20 protein-coding genes are annotated in these 15,753 nt (G+C 41.7%); 11 read left to right on the top strand and 9 right to left on the bottom strand.

Going from position 1 to position 15,753, the window contains the following annotated elements:
- The first annotated feature begins 309 nt into the window (after window positions 1-309).
- Window positions 310-750, top strand: a complete 441-nt coding sequence (locus IMZ31_RS22760) for a hypothetical protein (RefSeq protein ID WP_207530737.1) — start codon at window positions 310-312, stop codon at window positions 748-750.
- A complete protein-coding gene (locus IMZ31_RS22755; RefSeq protein ID WP_207530736.1) occupies window positions 729-1,349 on the top strand; it encodes a zinc metallopeptidase in 621 nt (206 codons plus the stop codon). The genes IMZ31_RS22760 and IMZ31_RS22755 overlap by 22 nt, the downstream gene beginning before the upstream one ends.
- A gap of 29 nt (window positions 1,350-1,378) precedes the next feature.
- On the opposite strand, the gene IMZ31_RS22750 is transcribed toward IMZ31_RS22755, so the two are convergent.
- From IMZ31_RS22750 to IMZ31_RS22735, 4 genes are all read right to left on the bottom strand, one after another.
- On the bottom strand, window positions 1,379-1,840 hold the full coding sequence (locus IMZ31_RS22750; protein WP_207530735.1) for a GIY-YIG nuclease family protein: 462 nt from the start codon (window positions 1,838-1,840) through the stop codon (window positions 1,379-1,381).
- Window positions 1,841-2,209: 369 nt separating this feature from the next.
- On the bottom strand, window positions 2,210-2,638 hold the full coding sequence (locus IMZ31_RS22745) for an HD domain-containing protein (protein WP_207530734.1): 429 nt from the start codon (window positions 2,636-2,638) through the stop codon (window positions 2,210-2,212).
- Window positions 2,639-2,659: 21 nt separating this feature from the next.
- Window positions 2,660-3,241, bottom strand: a complete 582-nt coding sequence (locus IMZ31_RS22740) for a lysophospholipid acyltransferase family protein (RefSeq protein ID WP_207530733.1) — start codon at window positions 3,239-3,241, stop codon at window positions 2,660-2,662.
- Complete coding sequence (locus tag IMZ31_RS22735) at window positions 3,217-3,456, bottom strand: hypothetical protein (RefSeq protein ID WP_207530732.1); 240 nt, start codon at window positions 3,454-3,456, stop codon at window positions 3,217-3,219. The genes IMZ31_RS22740 and IMZ31_RS22735 overlap by 25 nt, the downstream gene beginning before the upstream one ends.
- Before the next feature lie 736 nt (window positions 3,457-4,192).
- Between IMZ31_RS22735 and IMZ31_RS22730 the strand changes: the two genes are divergently transcribed.
- Entirely contained in the window at window positions 4,193-4,456 is a 264-nt protein-coding gene (locus IMZ31_RS22730) for a hypothetical protein (protein WP_207530731.1), read from the top strand.
- Window positions 4,457-4,470: 14 nt separating this feature from the next.
- Window positions 4,471-5,451 carry a phosphatidylglycerophosphatase A gene (locus tag IMZ31_RS24550; protein ID WP_242705736.1) on the top strand — a complete coding sequence of 327 codons (981 nt, stop codon included), beginning with the start codon at window positions 4,471-4,473 and terminating at the stop codon, window positions 5,449-5,451.
- A 47-nt stretch (window positions 5,452-5,498) separates the two neighbouring features.
- Here IMZ31_RS24550 and IMZ31_RS22720 read toward each other — a convergent pair whose 3' ends face one another.
- From IMZ31_RS22720 to IMZ31_RS22705, 4 genes are all read right to left on the bottom strand, one after another.
- On the bottom strand, window positions 5,499-6,518 hold the full coding sequence (locus tag IMZ31_RS22720; RefSeq protein WP_207530730.1) for a rod shape-determining protein: 1,020 nt from the start codon (window positions 6,516-6,518) through the stop codon (window positions 5,499-5,501).
- Window positions 6,519-6,686: 168 nt separating this feature from the next.
- Window positions 6,687-7,070 carry a GIY-YIG nuclease family protein gene (locus IMZ31_RS22715; protein WP_207530729.1) on the bottom strand — a complete coding sequence of 128 codons (384 nt, stop codon included), beginning with the start codon at window positions 7,068-7,070 and terminating at the stop codon, window positions 6,687-6,689.
- Window positions 7,071-7,087: 17 nt separating this feature from the next.
- Window positions 7,088-7,981 (bottom strand): DUF4349 domain-containing protein, encoded by an 894-nt coding sequence (locus IMZ31_RS22710; RefSeq protein ID WP_207530728.1) that lies wholly within the window; start codon window positions 7,979-7,981, stop codon window positions 7,088-7,090.
- A gap of 67 nt (window positions 7,982-8,048) precedes the next feature.
- Entirely contained in the window at window positions 8,049-8,744 is a 696-nt protein-coding gene (locus tag IMZ31_RS22705; protein ID WP_207530727.1) for a DUF3603 family protein, read from the bottom strand.
- Between the two features lie 142 nt (window positions 8,745-8,886).
- Between IMZ31_RS22705 and IMZ31_RS22700 the strand changes: the two genes are divergently transcribed.
- The 6 genes from IMZ31_RS22700 to IMZ31_RS22675 all read left to right on the top strand — a co-directional run bounded on the left by IMZ31_RS22700 (window position 8,887) and on the right by IMZ31_RS22675 (window position 12,965).
- Window positions 8,887-9,336 carry a hypothetical protein gene (locus IMZ31_RS22700; RefSeq protein WP_207530726.1) on the top strand — a complete coding sequence of 150 codons (450 nt, stop codon included), beginning with the start codon at window positions 8,887-8,889 and terminating at the stop codon, window positions 9,334-9,336.
- Between the two features lie 91 nt (window positions 9,337-9,427).
- Complete coding sequence (locus IMZ31_RS22695) at window positions 9,428-9,751, top strand: YbjQ family protein (RefSeq protein ID WP_207530725.1); 324 nt, start codon at window positions 9,428-9,430, stop codon at window positions 9,749-9,751.
- Window positions 9,748-9,984 carry a hypothetical protein gene (locus IMZ31_RS22690; protein ID WP_207530724.1) on the top strand — a complete coding sequence of 79 codons (237 nt, stop codon included), beginning with the start codon at window positions 9,748-9,750 and terminating at the stop codon, window positions 9,982-9,984. The genes IMZ31_RS22695 and IMZ31_RS22690 overlap by 4 nt, the downstream gene beginning before the upstream one ends.
- Window positions 9,985-10,063: 79 nt before the next feature.
- Window positions 10,064-10,945, top strand: a complete 882-nt coding sequence (locus tag IMZ31_RS22685; protein ID WP_207530723.1) for a fibronectin type III domain-containing protein — start codon at window positions 10,064-10,066, stop codon at window positions 10,943-10,945.
- Entirely contained in the window at window positions 10,846-12,165 is a 1,320-nt protein-coding gene (locus IMZ31_RS22680; protein WP_371825513.1) for a fibronectin type III domain-containing protein, read from the top strand. The genes IMZ31_RS22685 and IMZ31_RS22680 overlap by 100 nt, the downstream gene beginning before the upstream one ends.
- Window positions 12,166-12,257: 92 nt before the next feature.
- Window positions 12,258-12,965, top strand: a complete 708-nt coding sequence (locus tag IMZ31_RS22675; protein WP_207530721.1) for a metallophosphoesterase family protein — start codon at window positions 12,258-12,260, stop codon at window positions 12,963-12,965.
- A 184-nt stretch (window positions 12,966-13,149) separates the two neighbouring features.
- On the opposite strand, the gene IMZ31_RS22670 is transcribed toward IMZ31_RS22675, so the two are convergent.
- Window positions 13,150-14,112 carry a hypothetical protein gene (locus tag IMZ31_RS22670; RefSeq protein WP_207530720.1) on the bottom strand — a complete coding sequence of 321 codons (963 nt, stop codon included), beginning with the start codon at window positions 14,110-14,112 and terminating at the stop codon, window positions 13,150-13,152.
- Window positions 14,113-14,275: 163 nt separating this feature from the next.
- Between IMZ31_RS22670 and IMZ31_RS22665 the strand changes: the two genes are divergently transcribed.
- Window positions 14,276-15,712 carry a DNA cytosine methyltransferase gene (locus IMZ31_RS22665; protein WP_207530719.1) on the top strand — a complete coding sequence of 479 codons (1,437 nt, stop codon included), beginning with the start codon at window positions 14,276-14,278 and terminating at the stop codon, window positions 15,710-15,712.
- Window positions 15,713-15,753: the final 41 nt, after the last annotated feature.

The following is a 15,753-nucleotide window of genomic DNA, read 5'->3' as shown; positions in this document are numbered from 1 at the left end:
TCTTTTGACTTTTTCGCCAAACTCATGGACAACTTGGTTCTTCCCTGTACACATGGAAACGAAAAGGAAAAAAGAGAGAAAATTGCTTTTTGGGGGGGCTTCTTACGCGATCACTCGGAAAATGCCTTGAACCAACGAAGAAAAAAGGGTTTTTATAACCAAGAATACAATGAGATCAAAAAACGAAATAACAGGGAAAAAGGGAGTTCACCTTCCCTTTTTGAAAAGCTAGGTGGTTTCAATAAACAAGCCCGCTACGCCCCTTTCTTTAATTCCCTCCCTATTTCACCACAAAGGAGTTGTTTAAACGTGAAAAAATGGTTCATTACTGGCGGCAGTTTTGCCGCTTTAACATCTATCATCGGCTTATCCTATTTAAAAAAACGCCCGAAGTCAAATGCTGCGGAAACGCAACGAAAAACGTTGCTCGCCCATTTCAAAAAAGAAGGATATACCGTTCACTCTCATAACCAGTGTTCTGACTTCATCTTGTTCCACCCTGATCAATCGCAGACACAGTATATTATGGTCCTCAACGAAAGCATAAGCGAGAATGAATTGACTCAAAAATTGGACGCTTATGCTCACTTCACCTCATCTCTTTACTTTATAACGGAAAATCCTGATCTTAAAACAATTATTCTAAATTGGCATTCGAACAGAGCATTGAATATAACGCTATATATATCCTCTTTTGACAACGTCATCGACTCTGCTGTAAAAAAACCATGGATCAGACTGCGGCCATGATCTTGATTATCTTTTCTGTGTTATGTCTCTTGTTACATATTGGCCTTATGGTTTATTGGCACTGGACGAACAAAAAAACCGTACCCTGGTTCGGAAGAGATGACATCGACTCCCATCTGAACGTTTTAGAAATTTCGGATGTCACCGTCTTTTTAATTAACAAAAACAGTTTCTCTCCTTTCGCTAAACGCATAAATATGGATACAAGGAAAGGGTTTACCCTTTATTCCGTAACAAGCTTCTTGCATGAGTGCGGACACGCTCTTCAGGAAAAAGACGATTCAGGCCTAACACGCATAAGAACATTTACATACGCTATGCAGTTATTAGGAACGATCGGAATCTTGGCGTCTACCATTGTATATTCTTACCCGATTCACAATGCCGTTTTCTTTATAGGTATCCTTATCGTCATTCATTACGCGGTTACAGTTATGAACGAGTGGGATGCTAATAAAAAAGCGAGAAAGCAAATTTCCATCCTCCCTTTCTCACCAAAGGAAAGAATTCAATGTATGATTCTCACTCACTCTTACACGCTTTCCTATATGAACCTTTTAACCCTGTTTGCCATTTGTTTTATCCTGTTCCTTCTATAAAAGCCGACAGTACAAGAAGTCGGCTTTTATTAACCTGCAATAGATTTCTGAATTTGCTCTTCATAATACCCACTCTGAATATAGTTGATATCTTCCCGAGACAGTTCAAACCATTCCGTAGAAGCAATACGTTTCTCTTTAAAGTGTTCATGAAAGAGTCTTTCCGTTAACATACTGTTGTTTGTCTCGATCGTATGAAGTGTAATCATATCCCAAGGCATCTTAGCAATGAATTCACTACCTCTTCGTTCCAAATCTTTGGTTCTTCCGATTTTGACCTTGTTGGTAACACTTTCTTGAACGAAATACACGAAACCACGCTGTTTCTTTCGTTCAATCTCAGCGTCTACGCATTTACGTAACACAGAACTGATTGATATCTCCTCTTCATCTGCCCATCCGCCGAGCATGGCCCACATCTCATTTTCAAGATTTACAGATCTGGAACTACTTGCCTTCAAACGCTTTCGTGGCCCTCTTTTGGTTTGCATATTTAACGCCTCATCTCTCAAAATATTTAATTCGGACTAATTCGAATCCTATATGTATTCTGTATATGGATGCGTAATAATCAGTCATTATTAGTAAGTGTTAGCTATTTTCGTTAGATTTAACCAATTTAGACGAAAAAAAATGAATAATAACGAATTTTGGCCAATGCTTTGCTATGGTTTTTTTGTGTTTTTTTCCGCAAAATTACGAACGTTTGTTCTATTTCCCTTTGTTTCACTAAACTATTCTGAATGATGGGAATAATAAAAAATCAGACTAGTTCTACAAGTTTTAATAATCATTCCATTCTTAACAATCAAAAAATTCTATATATAAAGGCAACTGACTGCTATCAGTTGCCTTTGAAACTATTCCAAATATTCTAACGCTTTTTTATAACGTGTATTTACCCGCTCTATATCTCTTTTGGTCGGATTAGGAATTCGGCTCAAATCGCTATTTTCTAAGAGGTCACCTCTTTTCACCTTTCTCCCTAAAGCGTTTTCTTTGCACCTTTTGATGAATTCGTCATACGTTTCGTTTTCTTCTCTCGTGACACTTCTAACTCCGTCTATTATGTCTTCAGGAAACTCCTCCTCCTCGAGCGTTTCAAATGTAACATCTGTATCTTCCACAATGTCATGAAGCAAAGCTACCGTCTTTTCCTCCAACGTATCCATCCTGCTCATAACGGCTAAAGGATGAAGGATATATGGATTGCCACCTTTATCCGTTTGACCTTTGTGTTTTGAAGCGGCTAATTCTAGCGCCCTCTCAAAACATGCTTGTTCATTCATGTTCGGCCTCCTCTTTTTCGCTCATTCTAACATACGTTGAATCTTGTTCATCAGAACATTCGCGTTCCTGCGGGGTGTTTCTAACGGATTTGGATAGTATGGTTTGCCGAAGCGGATTACAATTGAACTGAAGAACCGATAGGACGTTTTGATGGAAACAGGAACAATAGGAACATTCCCATCGACTGACAACCGAACCGCACCCGTTTTCACACTGCCTCTTTCTCCCCGTTTTACTCTAGTCCCTTGCGGAAATACCCCGACTGCCTTCCCTTCCTTTAACAGAGATAGCGCTTCATTCATAGCACTACCCCCTCCTCTACCCCTTTGAACGGGGAATGCACCAAATGACCTCCATATAGCCCCGAATAACTTCCATTGAAACAATTCCGCTTTCCCCATGAAGTATAGTTGTCTATTTTTTCTAGTAATGGCTGCCAGCAAGGGAGGATCAAATAAACTTTGATGATTTGGACAGATAATCACTCCCCCTGATGCAGGCATTTCACCTTCTACCCTTATTCGATAAAGTGAACGAAACCAGATCAAACACAAAAGGGAGGCGATTCTGTATACACTTACACCCCTTTGGACATTCGCCACAGGCTTGCCTCCAACACCGCTTTGATATCCTCTGAATCTCTTATAAATCGAGCTGTTATTTTTTTATGATGCAACCCATTTTGATAAATGGTTAAGAGATATCCAGCATTGTTTTTTTCAACCGAAACCGTTGCCCCTTCTTTCTTGTAACAGAGTTCAACAAGTTCTTCCCCCTGATATTCGCATGTTTTCATTAGAAACCCGAAACGATTCATAAAAAACATTCCCCTTTTCCCTCCTACCCTCATTACGCAATATATTCTATACTACGTTTGAGGTGATCACTGTGGAATTTTGCCAAAAAACAGATATTAAAAAGTTGGATTCATTCGTAAAAAGAGCCACTCTTTTCGACTGTCCCGCAAGCGTAGGTCTTCATTTGTTGGGCTACTTGATCCATTGTTCACCCTGCCTAACGGTAGAACGTTTTATCAAAACGATCCTTTTTGATCGAAACCTGTTAGAAAGAACGGTCGTCATGAATGACGACTATTATCTCAGCCACCCTTTTTACCTGTTTCCTGACACTGTTATTTCAAAAGAAAATCACAATCCCTTTAACGCCTTGGCGTCTCGCTCGGAATCGGGGTACATGATATACATTCTTTTGCACCAACAAAACCGAACCCGTTTTCATTATGCTGGCACCACGTTGCGGGGCGACCATCAAGAAATGACAGATATATTGCTTGATACGTACAATACCTCACCCAAAAAGAGAAAAGCTGTCATCCATTTATTGAAAAGCTTATCAACCTCAACTTCATGATGAAAGGAGACCATCCTGTTCAATTATATGAAGCGATCCATATATAATCACACACCAGTATTACAGGTGTGTGATTTTAAGAATTCGCAATACCCTGATACAGCCTTTTTCCTGTCGTGAGGGTTTTACTGTTTTAAAGGAAAGACGCCTCTTTTCCCTAATCTACAATAGGGGTGTCTTTAATGAAAACCATACAAACGACCTTTACTTTAGCCGAGGTCAGCGCATTTATATTAAGTATCCTGATCATGATAGACCTCATTTTCTTCAACGGGAGTTTTTTTAAAGAACTGTTCATTACATTGGGAATATTATTTTTAACAAAAGGACTGAAACATGTCCTGCGTTTCAATAAAACGTTGAAACACATCAAGCATCGTATGGTTATGTTTGGTTATTTTACAATCTCTTCTTCCTTTCTAATCTATGTTATTCTTAATTTCTAAGGGGGTCACAGATCTTGAAATCTTTTTTAAACACAAGAGAGAACGTATTCCTTCATCTATACAAAAAGTGCTTTGCTGTATATCCAAAAAACATGATAATTGAAGCGACTTTCAAGCTATTAGAAGACGTGCCTACTAAAGTCTCGTTTAATGAGCTCGAATACGAACAGGTAGAAAAAACACTTGATTCGATTATGAATAAAACCGAGACATTCAACATCCTCATGACTCTCATTGAATTAGATGAACATATTAAAGAAATGCCTCATATGGTCGAAAGTATGAATGACCCGAGCTACAACCAACACCGAACCATCGCTCTTAATATATGCGACATGTACTCAAGTGGCGCAACGTCTTTCTTTGGGTACATGGACTGCATGTTTAGCCATTTTTTCCCGAATCACTCCACCAAATCTTTCCTCGCAAAAGGAATTTGTGCCCTTGTGGCTTCAACAGCGGAAGTCCTTGTAACAGGGGAAGTTGAAAAAGATTACAAGGATGCTTCTTTAGCGCTGTTAGCTTCCCGAGGCATTGATATGAATTCACTGGTTGAAATGGTATACGACCTGCAATCTCCTTATAACCCTAACCTTAGAATGGACGAATGCATGGAGCACGTGATGGGAGTTCTGAAAAAACAACAAACCTATCACACGATTCAACTATGTATTGAAATTGACAGAGGTGTCGAAAACAGCATATTTGGTAAGCAATTTTTATCGATCGTCGGAAATGACGAGGGGCTATACGGAATTGATGAATGCGTGAACACTTCTATTTCAAAAATGTATGGGATGATTGCAATCACAAATTTCGGCTATTTAGATAAAGCAAAACCAGGTATTATCGGGGAGCTTGACAGTGACCACGAGGGAAACCATTGCAACACATTCGCAGATGATACCGTATGCGCACTTGTATCTGCCGCATGTGCACGTCTTGCCTATAACCATGAGGATACTGAGTCGAAACCCGATCGAAAAATAGAATAATTCTACACATAAAAACCCTACAACAAATACATGTTGTAGGGTTTTTGTTACTGAGCTTTTTGCTGCTTCATAGCTTCAAAGATAATGCCGTTTTCCAAGCTTTTACCTGTCCCGATCGCCACACACCCTAATGGCGATTCAGCGACGTGAACAGGGATCTCCGTTTGTTCACTGATCAAGTCGTCCAAACGTTCCAGCAATGCTCCGCCCCCTGTCAGCACAATTCCTCTTTCCATGATGTCACCAGATAGTTCAGGTGGGCATTTTTCTAATGTATTTTTTACTATGTCCACGATCTTTGACACAGGCTCCTGTATAGCTCCGTGAATCTCACCAGATGTAATTTCGAATTCTTTCGGCAATCCGAGCACCAGGTCTCTTCCCCTTACCTTCATAACCCTTTCTTCATCTAGCGGAAGGGCACACCCTAAACTTATTTTGATCTCCTCAGCACTGCGCTGGCCGACCACCAAATTATATGTTTTGCGAATATAACTCGTTACTGCCCCATCAATCTCATCTCCGCCAACGCGAATGGAATTTGATACAACCGTTCCGCCAAGAGACACAACAGCCACTTCCGTCGTGCCTCCGCCGATATCAACAACCATGCTCCCTATCGGTTCTGAAACAGGAAGACCCGCTCCGATAGCTGCCGCAAAAGGCTCATCGATGATATACGCTTCCTTAGCGCCTGCTTGAATAGTAGCTTCATAGATTGCCCTTTTTTCAACCCCTGTCACACCACTCGGAGCACACACAACAATTCTCGGTTTCCGAAACCAGGTCTGACTTTTACTTTTTTTCAGCTTATCAACAAAATATTTGATCATGGCGAGTGTTGTTTCATAGTCAGCGATCACACCATCTTTCATCGGTCTCACCGCTTGGATATTCCCTGGTGTTCTGCCTACCATTTTTTTAGCTTCACTACCCACTGCCAATATTCTTCCTGACTCGTCCATGGCGATGACAGACGGTTCATCAATGACGATCCCTTTCCCCTTTTGGTAAACCAACACATTCGCCGTCCCAAGATCAATCCCGATATCGTATGTATTAAACACGCCTCATCATCCTTTTGCCGTTTTGTTTATTGTATACCCATTTTCAGGAAACGACAACCACCATTTTGATGAAGGGATCTTTTAATAAGTTTCATGCAAATAGCATAGGATCTAAGATGCGCGACATTCGAAACAGTTTATGACCAAAAAAAGGCAGGGTTCCCTGCCTTAGAAAACGTTCAAAGGAGTTCCGTGTACTTTGGCAACATACGCTTCAAGCATGGCCCTGTCGTATGGGTCATTCACTCTTAGGAACTGAACAGAAACGTCATCTGTCAAGTATTGGCTCGCCTCGTCCAAATCAACCGTACTAAGCTTTGCGATGCGTTTCGTAACATTGGTATCTTTATTCTTGTGATCCACGAGCCTTTGGGCTAAATGCTTGGATCTGCCAACATAGATCACCTGATCTTCGCCATTTACAAATACGTAAACGCCTCCCACAATACCACGATCCTGCAACACACCCCGAACGCGCTGGGCCGTGATAGACTGTAAAGGAATTTTTTCCCCACTCATCATGATCTTCATCCATCCCCTTAATTCTTCCATCCCTTCTTCTTCCGCTCTTAATCTCGTTTTTTCTTTTTCTTATACCAATAGTTTAATACTATCCCGCACAGAATACCTAATGCAATAATCGGAGAATATCCAACGATAAACACAATCAGCCCAGAAAAGAATCCCATCAGCGTATTAATAGATGAAACGAATGCGTGTTTTATTTTTTCTCCCGTCTTCAAATCTTCGCTTTTTGCAACGTCAGGAACATAAACCGAAGCATCAACGAGTTGGATCGACACGCGCGCATAGTCGGTTACCCCTTTCAAATACCGTTGTTTTCCTTCTAATTGTTCAATCTCTGTCTGGACTCGTTCGATTTCATTCGAAACACGAATTAAATCCTCTGTTTCGTCAGCCTTTTCTAATAAATGGATTAAACGTTCTTCTAATTTCTTCTTACCCTTTAAACGGCTTTCATTATCCACATATTGCTCGGTCACATCTTCACCTTGACTCCTTTGTTCTATCACATCGTCCGCTGCTTTTGAGAGAAACCCCAAAAACGTGAGCCGATCGACTGAGGGAACTCGAACTTCCACATTGGCCCTCGTCTCTTCTTTCTCCTGGTTAATGTAAGATGACACAACCATCCCGTCTATCCGCTCTGTTTCCTTCACAATCAGTGTCATAACCGCCTCTGTATCAGCCACCGATAACGTAACAGAATCTCTGTAAGCCATCATCTGAGAAGAACCCTTTTCAACACTTCCTGCGTCTTTATTTTGAACCACTTCAGAAGAGGATATTTCCACATCGCTCATCCCTGAAAAAGAGGTATACATATTCGTCATCTTCTCTTCTTTGTACGCCGTTTTCTTGCTTAGCTCGTATCCCCCAGCCAATAACCCGAACAATACAACTATGACACCCGCCCCGTACAAGAGCCATCTCTTTCTCATATCATCACCTCACTTAGGGCTTCTTCTACCACAAGACTCATCCTTTTGATCGAAAAAAAAGAACAACCTACTGGCTGCTCCGAACTTCTTTCATATTCTCAAAAACTTTGTAGAGACGTTCGTGCGTATCATCCCAACCCACTTTCAGATGAGACACCAGTTCTTTGTGCAGTAACTCTAAGTTCTTTTGCTTCACTTCAGACGATGGCATCTCTTTCCATTCCCCGTATATGTAGCAAAGAAAAGGGGCATTCCCTTCGTATAAGGTCAGCATATTCAGAACCTGTTGTTTCTTTTCCCGTTCTGTTCTTGTCAGGCCTGCCGCCTGTTCAAAACTCAACTGAGGTCGATAGGCATTTTGGGGAATAGGGATGTTATATCCGTAGTGTTTTTGTTCTCTCCCCTTCTCTCCGATAACACTCAGCGCAATCCTTTCATGTCTTGGCAGAAGAGAACTTCTGTACTTCGGATAATCGGTATTGTCTGTCTCAATTGCCATAACGCGCCTCCCATCACAAATCACAAAGCAATACAAAGAGGAGACCCGTTCTTGTTTCTTTCGGTAATATGCTCGTTTCCGTACGTGTTCCATCAATTCCTGAGGCAGAGGTTCATCCGTCTTAACAATCCATTCAAAACACATTTCCGTTACATAAAGCAGGGGGGCCTGATCGATTAAACACACATTATCTTCTTTTTTCCATTCGTGAAACAACGAAACGTCTCGCCCAAAGTTCACCCACAAATCATGTAAATACATCATGTGTAGCCCTCTTTTCTGAAATTTTCCATATCATAGCACACGTTCCGAAAGAAAGTTAGGTAGAAAAAAATGTCTTTTTTCTCACTCTCCATGATTTTTGTTATACAATAGCCTCGTAATCAAAAAAGAAAGGATGATGATAATGAATACAGTTCTAGAGAACCAAACGTTTGCCGTTGCCTGTTATGAGGACGCTTTCCGCAAGATGAAAAAAGAAACGCTTTTTGAGAACGTTTCAGTTCGTTCTTTTAAAGAGCTTTTAAAAGCTGATATAGGAACCATACAAGAACGACTTGTAGGCCCGTATCACGTTTCTATGCGTTCCATCTTGTCTCGTGACTGGGACTTCCTTCTTTCAATGCACGACGCTGAGCAACAGCGTTTAGAGTCCATTGGATGGGGGACATCGAAGGCGTACGATTTTCAGTTTAAAAGAACAGAAACAAATGAAGCTCTCCCTCATTGGATCAGCTTCGAACGTTTCGAGGAATATCATAAGTATTCAAGTGCATCCGTTTTTCATTATCACAACCTTTATTGCTACTACCTAACAGACACGAACCAATTTGGATTTGTGTTACACAGAAAATAAATAATCGCTCAACACCCCTAATCTGGGGTGTTTTTTTATAGAGGAATCATCACTTTGGTTATGGAACCGTAAAAGGAAAGGGAGTGATCGTATGTTAGTCGTTACGACTGAAGGGTTAGCAGGAAAACGAATTACCGAGGTAAAAGGAACCTGTTGCGGGGTGGTTGTGCGGGCCAGAGGGTTAGGCGGCGACATTATGGCTTCCCTCAAAGGACTTGTCGGAGGCGAGGTCAAACAGTACACGTCCATGTTAGAAGATGCTAGAAAGGAAGCAATCGACCGCATGGTTGAAAACGCAGCTTCTATGGGAGCCAATGCGATTGTTATGATGCGTTTTGATTCTGGAGAAGTCGGGCAGAACATGAGCGAAATTATCGCATACGGGACGGCTGTTACCACAGAGGACGATAAATGAGCATAACAGAAGGTATTTTCATCGCTCAGACCCTTTTCGTCATCATCATCCTTTTATTAGGCTGGTTTTTTTGGGATAAACGGTACAAAGAACAAAGAGGTAACGGGATTCCTGAAGGATTTGAAGAAACATCGGAAGTGACCATTGATCCTGTCTCGAAACAGAAACAGCGCGTCTTTTACAACAAAGAAACAGGTGAACGCATCTACATAAAAGAAGACAAAGAGGGCTGACGCCCTTTTTCGTTGACCTTTGTCCTTTTTTTCATATAGTGATTAAAAATAAAAGCGAGCCTATATAGGGGGTGAAAAAATGAATGAGATCAGATATGCGGTAGACAAGCGGGTCATGATCCTTGCTGTTATAGCCATTGTGGCTGCGTTCTTTTTTGTCTTTCTAAAAGAAGAAATGAGGTGCGCTCAAAATGATACAACATTTCGAATCGGAAATGTATTAAAAGACGAGGAAGAATCAATTGAAGACGAAGCCTGCGTAACGGTACAGCATTCAGACGAAAGCACAAATGACGTTACGGATCCTGCTTCAGGAGAAAATGGCTCTTCTGATGGTGCAAGCGATTCCTCTGGTAATGGCGGCGGATCAGACGGTACAAGCGGGTATACAGTGACCAACCCAGGCGCGATCACGGACACAGAAGGGCAAATTTACGTTCCTGTTTCATATTACGCCTCTACTAATGTTCAACTGGACTGTTCAAGCGCGAAATCTTATCACGCATTTTCAATACCTGAAGAAGCCCCTCCTCAGTCTTATGGAACAAAAACCCTTACAATTTCGAACAACAGAGGGTATGACATGTGGATTAAAATCACCAAAGTTGAGCCTGAAAATGGCCTTCTCATCACTCAATTTAACACCAAATACATAAAATTAACGAATGGAACAGAAATTGGATTAAAGGTGAAATGGGATTGGGACGTTTCTCCGACTTACGCTGGCGAAAGAGGGAAAGCCACCGCATATTTTGAAAGCACATGCATCAAACCTGATTCTAAGGACATCGTTACCTTAAGACCTGCTAATCCAGAAAACCTTACCATCTCCAATATCACGAAAAACTCAGCCTCCGTTACATGGGACCCTCCATGTACGCTACTCATTACAAATTGTACCGAAGCGGAGATCTGGTTTATGAAGGATCCTCGACAACATTTCAGGACAAAGATCTTCTGAGCGGCACTTATTACTATTACAGGATATACGCTTACAATGAAAATAAATCCGCCAGGTACAGTGATTATGAGAGCATGTCGACTAAAGGAATATCCCCTTTAGCTGATCGTCCCGCAGGCTTCAAGGTGACCAAAAAAACAAACAACAGCATTTCACTCTCATGGGATGTTTCAGAAAAAGCGAAATCGTATAAGTTAAAACGAGGAAATACCGTTATTTACGAAGGACCGTTAACGTCCTTTACAGCAACAGGACTTGAGTCTGCTTCCTTTTACCGTTTTTACGTGTACAGCGTAAACGACTATGGCCCATCCAGAAGCAGCAGTTATGTTGAGTCTTACACATCAGGAGAGTCCCTGCTTCCAGATGAACCCAGAAATTTCAGAATTACATCAACAACGGACACAAGCCAAACATTAACATGGGATAAAACAGAAAAAGCCTCAACCTATCTTTTAAAGCGAGCAAATAATGTCATTTACGAGGGTCCTCTAACTTCGTTTACAGAAAAGAACTTAACCCCTGGCACTCGGTACGCTTACTATCTTTATCCTGTTAACAAGGAAGGAAGAGGAGATTATGCGTACGAGGTCGGCTACACCACTGGAACAAATCCTTACCCCCAAAAACCATACCTTAAAATCAAAAATGTATCTCACGACCGTTTAACGCTCTACTGGCAGCCAACGGAAAACACCACATCCTATACCGTGAGACTAAACGGGGACTATATCTATAACGGATCTGGAACATCGTTTACGGTCACTAATTTGGAACCAGCCACGTACTATTATTTCTACCTTCGCGCAAACAACCAAAACGGGTCATCAGGATGGGACTATGAAAGCCAAAAAACGAAAGCCAACGCGTATAACGATACCACGTATATCGACCACTCCTGTAAACCTCTAAATTATGAAAACACCTTTCATTTACCCATTCATTTAAAACCTGGCTCTAGCGGACGTTTTGAACTTACAGTTAAGAATAATTTTTCAAGCCCTATTACTGCTAAATTAAACACCCTTACAACTTCAGGTGATCTATTCGAAGGGGATACGCCGCTCGAATTGACCTATTCTGACGAAGCCGCCACAATAGAAGCCGATAAAAAAGAAAAATTTATCTATGCTTGGAAGCTCCCTCAAGACGCCCCTTCCTCTTATGCTGATGCAAGCGGGTCTTTCTCCATTAACGTCGGCACAACATGCTCGAAATAGCCAAAACTCCATTAACAAGTGTGTTTATGGAGTTTTTTCTGTTCCTTTCTTATCTGCTATACTATGCAAAAGAGAAGGGAGGATTTTCCGCCTTGAGAAACATCATCATCTCCGATATACACGGGTGTTACAACACCTTCATGAACCTTCTGAACCTTGTTCAGTATACGACTGGTCAGGACCACCTTATTTTACTCGGTGATTACATCGATCGGGGTCCACGGTCAAAAGAGGTTATCGATTGGATCATAAACGAAAAGGAAACAGGGCACGTTACGGCCTTGAGAGGAAATCACGAAGAAATGTTTTTGTCTTGGCTTCACGAACCCATTCAACCAAATTCTATCTACCTACACCCTGATAATGGCGGGAAGAAAACGATCAAAAGTTACCTGAAACCGAGAGGGATCTATTCTTATAAAGAATACGCACAGGAAGCTATGAAAAGCTATTATCCTCAGCATATTCGTTTTTTTGAGGAACTCCCTTTTTATTATGAGGATAAACACGCTATTTATGTTCACGCAGGAGTTGATCTCAATTTACGAGACTGGAAGAATTCGAGTGATTCATGGTTCACTTCAAGTCGCGAACGTTTCTGGAAATCCTCTAACCCACACGACAAAACCATCATTTTCGGGCATACCCCTGTTTGTTTTCTCCACGACTCTGATGCCCCTTATACGTTCGAGGACAACCGAATCGCAATCGACGGGGGTTGTTCCTATAAGCGTCAACTAAATGCCCTCATTGTGGATAAAGCGGGCTATACCGCCCTTTCCGTTCCTTATGGAGAATAAATTCTAAAAGAGAGGAGTGAAAAAAATGACGCCACAAAAATGCGACAGATGCGGAACATACACCTATACCAAGAAGTATACGTACGGAAGTTTTTATTGGTTTTTCTGCCACCCCTGTTATCGTTCCGCCACCACCAAAGTCAGCTCCTATTTTTAGAGTCGCCTGGTATGGGCGACTTTTTCTTCAGGATATTGTTTCCATCCTTTTCATGAGATGTTTTGTATCCCTGATATCCTGTTCTGTTCGGTTTCTAACCAAGCGCGTGTACACAAAAAACGTATCTTCAATCCTTTTTAAATGCCTTTCCATCTCCTCAATCTGTTCTTCCCTCTTTTTTCTCATGCGAACGAACGACCTTTCCAACTCCTTTTCAAACCCTTGCGGCTTATCATGCATGAACCTGTACTGTCTTTCGTATTCCTCATCATAATCACCCACCCGTTTTTTGCTGTGTTCATGCAGTATGCTGTAAGCTCCGTAGGTTTTTGTCCTTAACTGTGATTGATTGCTCTTCTTTAAAGAATGAGGATATACAAGGAGTTTCTCTTTTTCAAATTTCATGAATCCAATCTCATGTGTTCTGAAGTCATTCCCTGACGCTCCTCCCGCTTCCACTAAACGCTCCAACTCATCAGAAATATCCATCGCGAGCCGATATCCTTTATACCGAAATGGGACGGTCTTTTTATACGAACAGAGAGAGGTATCCTTTATAAGAGAGAATTCTAAGGGGGCTACCCCTAAAAACCGTTCCGCATGCTTCCAAGCCTCTTCCTCTAGATCCAACAAACGAACTGCCCATTTTCGGTAATACTTCGCAAAAGAATCCGAAGAAGGGCCTGTTTCCGCGCAGCGATTTAAACGTGCATTCGCTCTGTTAAACATTGTACATCCCTCACGGTTCTTCTCATCAAACGCATGACCCAGTTCATGCGCAACAAGAATGCGTGGGTAGGACATCCACCCCGTTTCACCCATCGCCCGCTTTATTTTCACTTCGAACAATGTCACTAAATCCTTCGAGGGATCATAGTTCGCAAGTGCCCCTCCTGTTACATCCTCCGACCATTGGAGCATTGTTTCAAGGTTGTGGGTATCCGTAATATCACGAAACAAAACTTCAGCTTCCTGTTTCCAATTTTTCAACGTCATGGCTCCTCTCTTTTTATTATTACTATACACCACAGCAGGGTGATTCTGCGCATTAGTTAGGCTCGCCCACCCATAAAAATCAATCCTATTTCCGCCCATTTATTCCATGATTTTCTATAATGAAGAGGTACCTAATAGATCCCAGGAGGACGATAAGATGAAAAACGCTATAAAAAAACGACTCTATAAAATTAAGAACCGTTTGTACATTGAAGCGAAATATTTAGCTCACTACGGTTTCGGAATAGGGCAGTCTTATAAATACAGCGTAGATCCTGTTCGGAAAAACATAACGATTGTTCCAACTGAACACGATGGCACAAGACGTGTGGCTAAAACGACTCAAAAAACTGGAAAGACGGTTCCTGTCATTGATATCAAAACGAGTGACATTCAATCATTTTTCGAAGGTCACAGTGAATTCGAGGTAGAAATCAAACGCGGGAGCATCGTGTTTTCTGTCAAACAACCTCAGGCTTCAGTTATTTCTCTGGAGGAAGCAAGAGAACAGAAAACGTACAAGGTTTCTGTTCAGGAACTTGCCAAAGTAAGCAATTTTGAACAAATGACGATTTTCGACTTGTTTAAAGGGGATGGCAGAGGAGAGCTAAAGAAAAAAGCCATTGGAATGCTCTCCCTTTTCTCAGGATGCGGATCATTGGATAAAGGGTTCAAAGATGAAGGGTACGACATCCGTTTCGCGAACGATCGGTATGAAAAAAAGGCTTTAAAAGACTATCATATCGAAACGTATAAACAAAACATCGGTGATCATATCATCATGCGGGATGTTCTGGATTTTCAAGCGTCCGATATTCCGCAGGTGGACTTTGTCACAGCTGGCATCCCCTGCGTGAAGTTCAGTGCCCTTAACACAAAAGACAATTTCAGAGATGGGGACTCTCCTTTTCACCCCATGGTCGAACAGACCATTAACATTATAAAATGGAGCAACGCACGATCTTTCTTGATTGAAAACGTAGCGAACTTCATTACGGTCAAAGGAGGAGCAATACTGAAGCGCTTCAAAGAACGACTGAGCGAATTTAATATTGTGAGCTCCGTCATCGATGCCACATCACTTGGCTCACCACAAAAACGGAGGCGTTCCTTTATCCTGGGCATGAAAGACGCCATTCCTTCCATCACGCTTCCGAATCTTACCGAGGTGAACACGGTTCGTGACGCCTTTTACGGAACAGCTGGCGTGAACGGTCAGGATTTATATTTCAAGCCAACCGAAAAGACTTTATCGCGAATGATTCATGTTCCCCAAGGTGGAAATATTCAAAGCGTCCCTGTTGAACTCCGAGCGAAAAAGAAACGGTTCAACAACTACTGCCAACGTCTGAAATGGGACGATTTCGCTCCGACCATCACACATGTTCAGGATGATGTGTTCATTCATCCCGAAGAGCACCGTTATTTGTCTGTAAGAGAAACAGCGAGACTTTTCAGCCTGCCTGATGATTTCACGTTTACAGGCAGCCTGACCAGCATATTTGAGATGCTTAAGAATGCAGTGGATTATCGGGTCTCTCGTTTCTTAGCCAAAACGATCAAAGAACAATTGAATGCAATAAAGCTGCCTTAAGGGCAGCTTTTGTTTTTCTATTTACAAGAAAAAAGCGATAG

The sequence above is a fragment of the Pontibacillus sp. ALD_SL1 genome (assembly GCF_017355605.1).
This window is presented reverse-complemented; position numbering and strand designations above follow the sequence as displayed.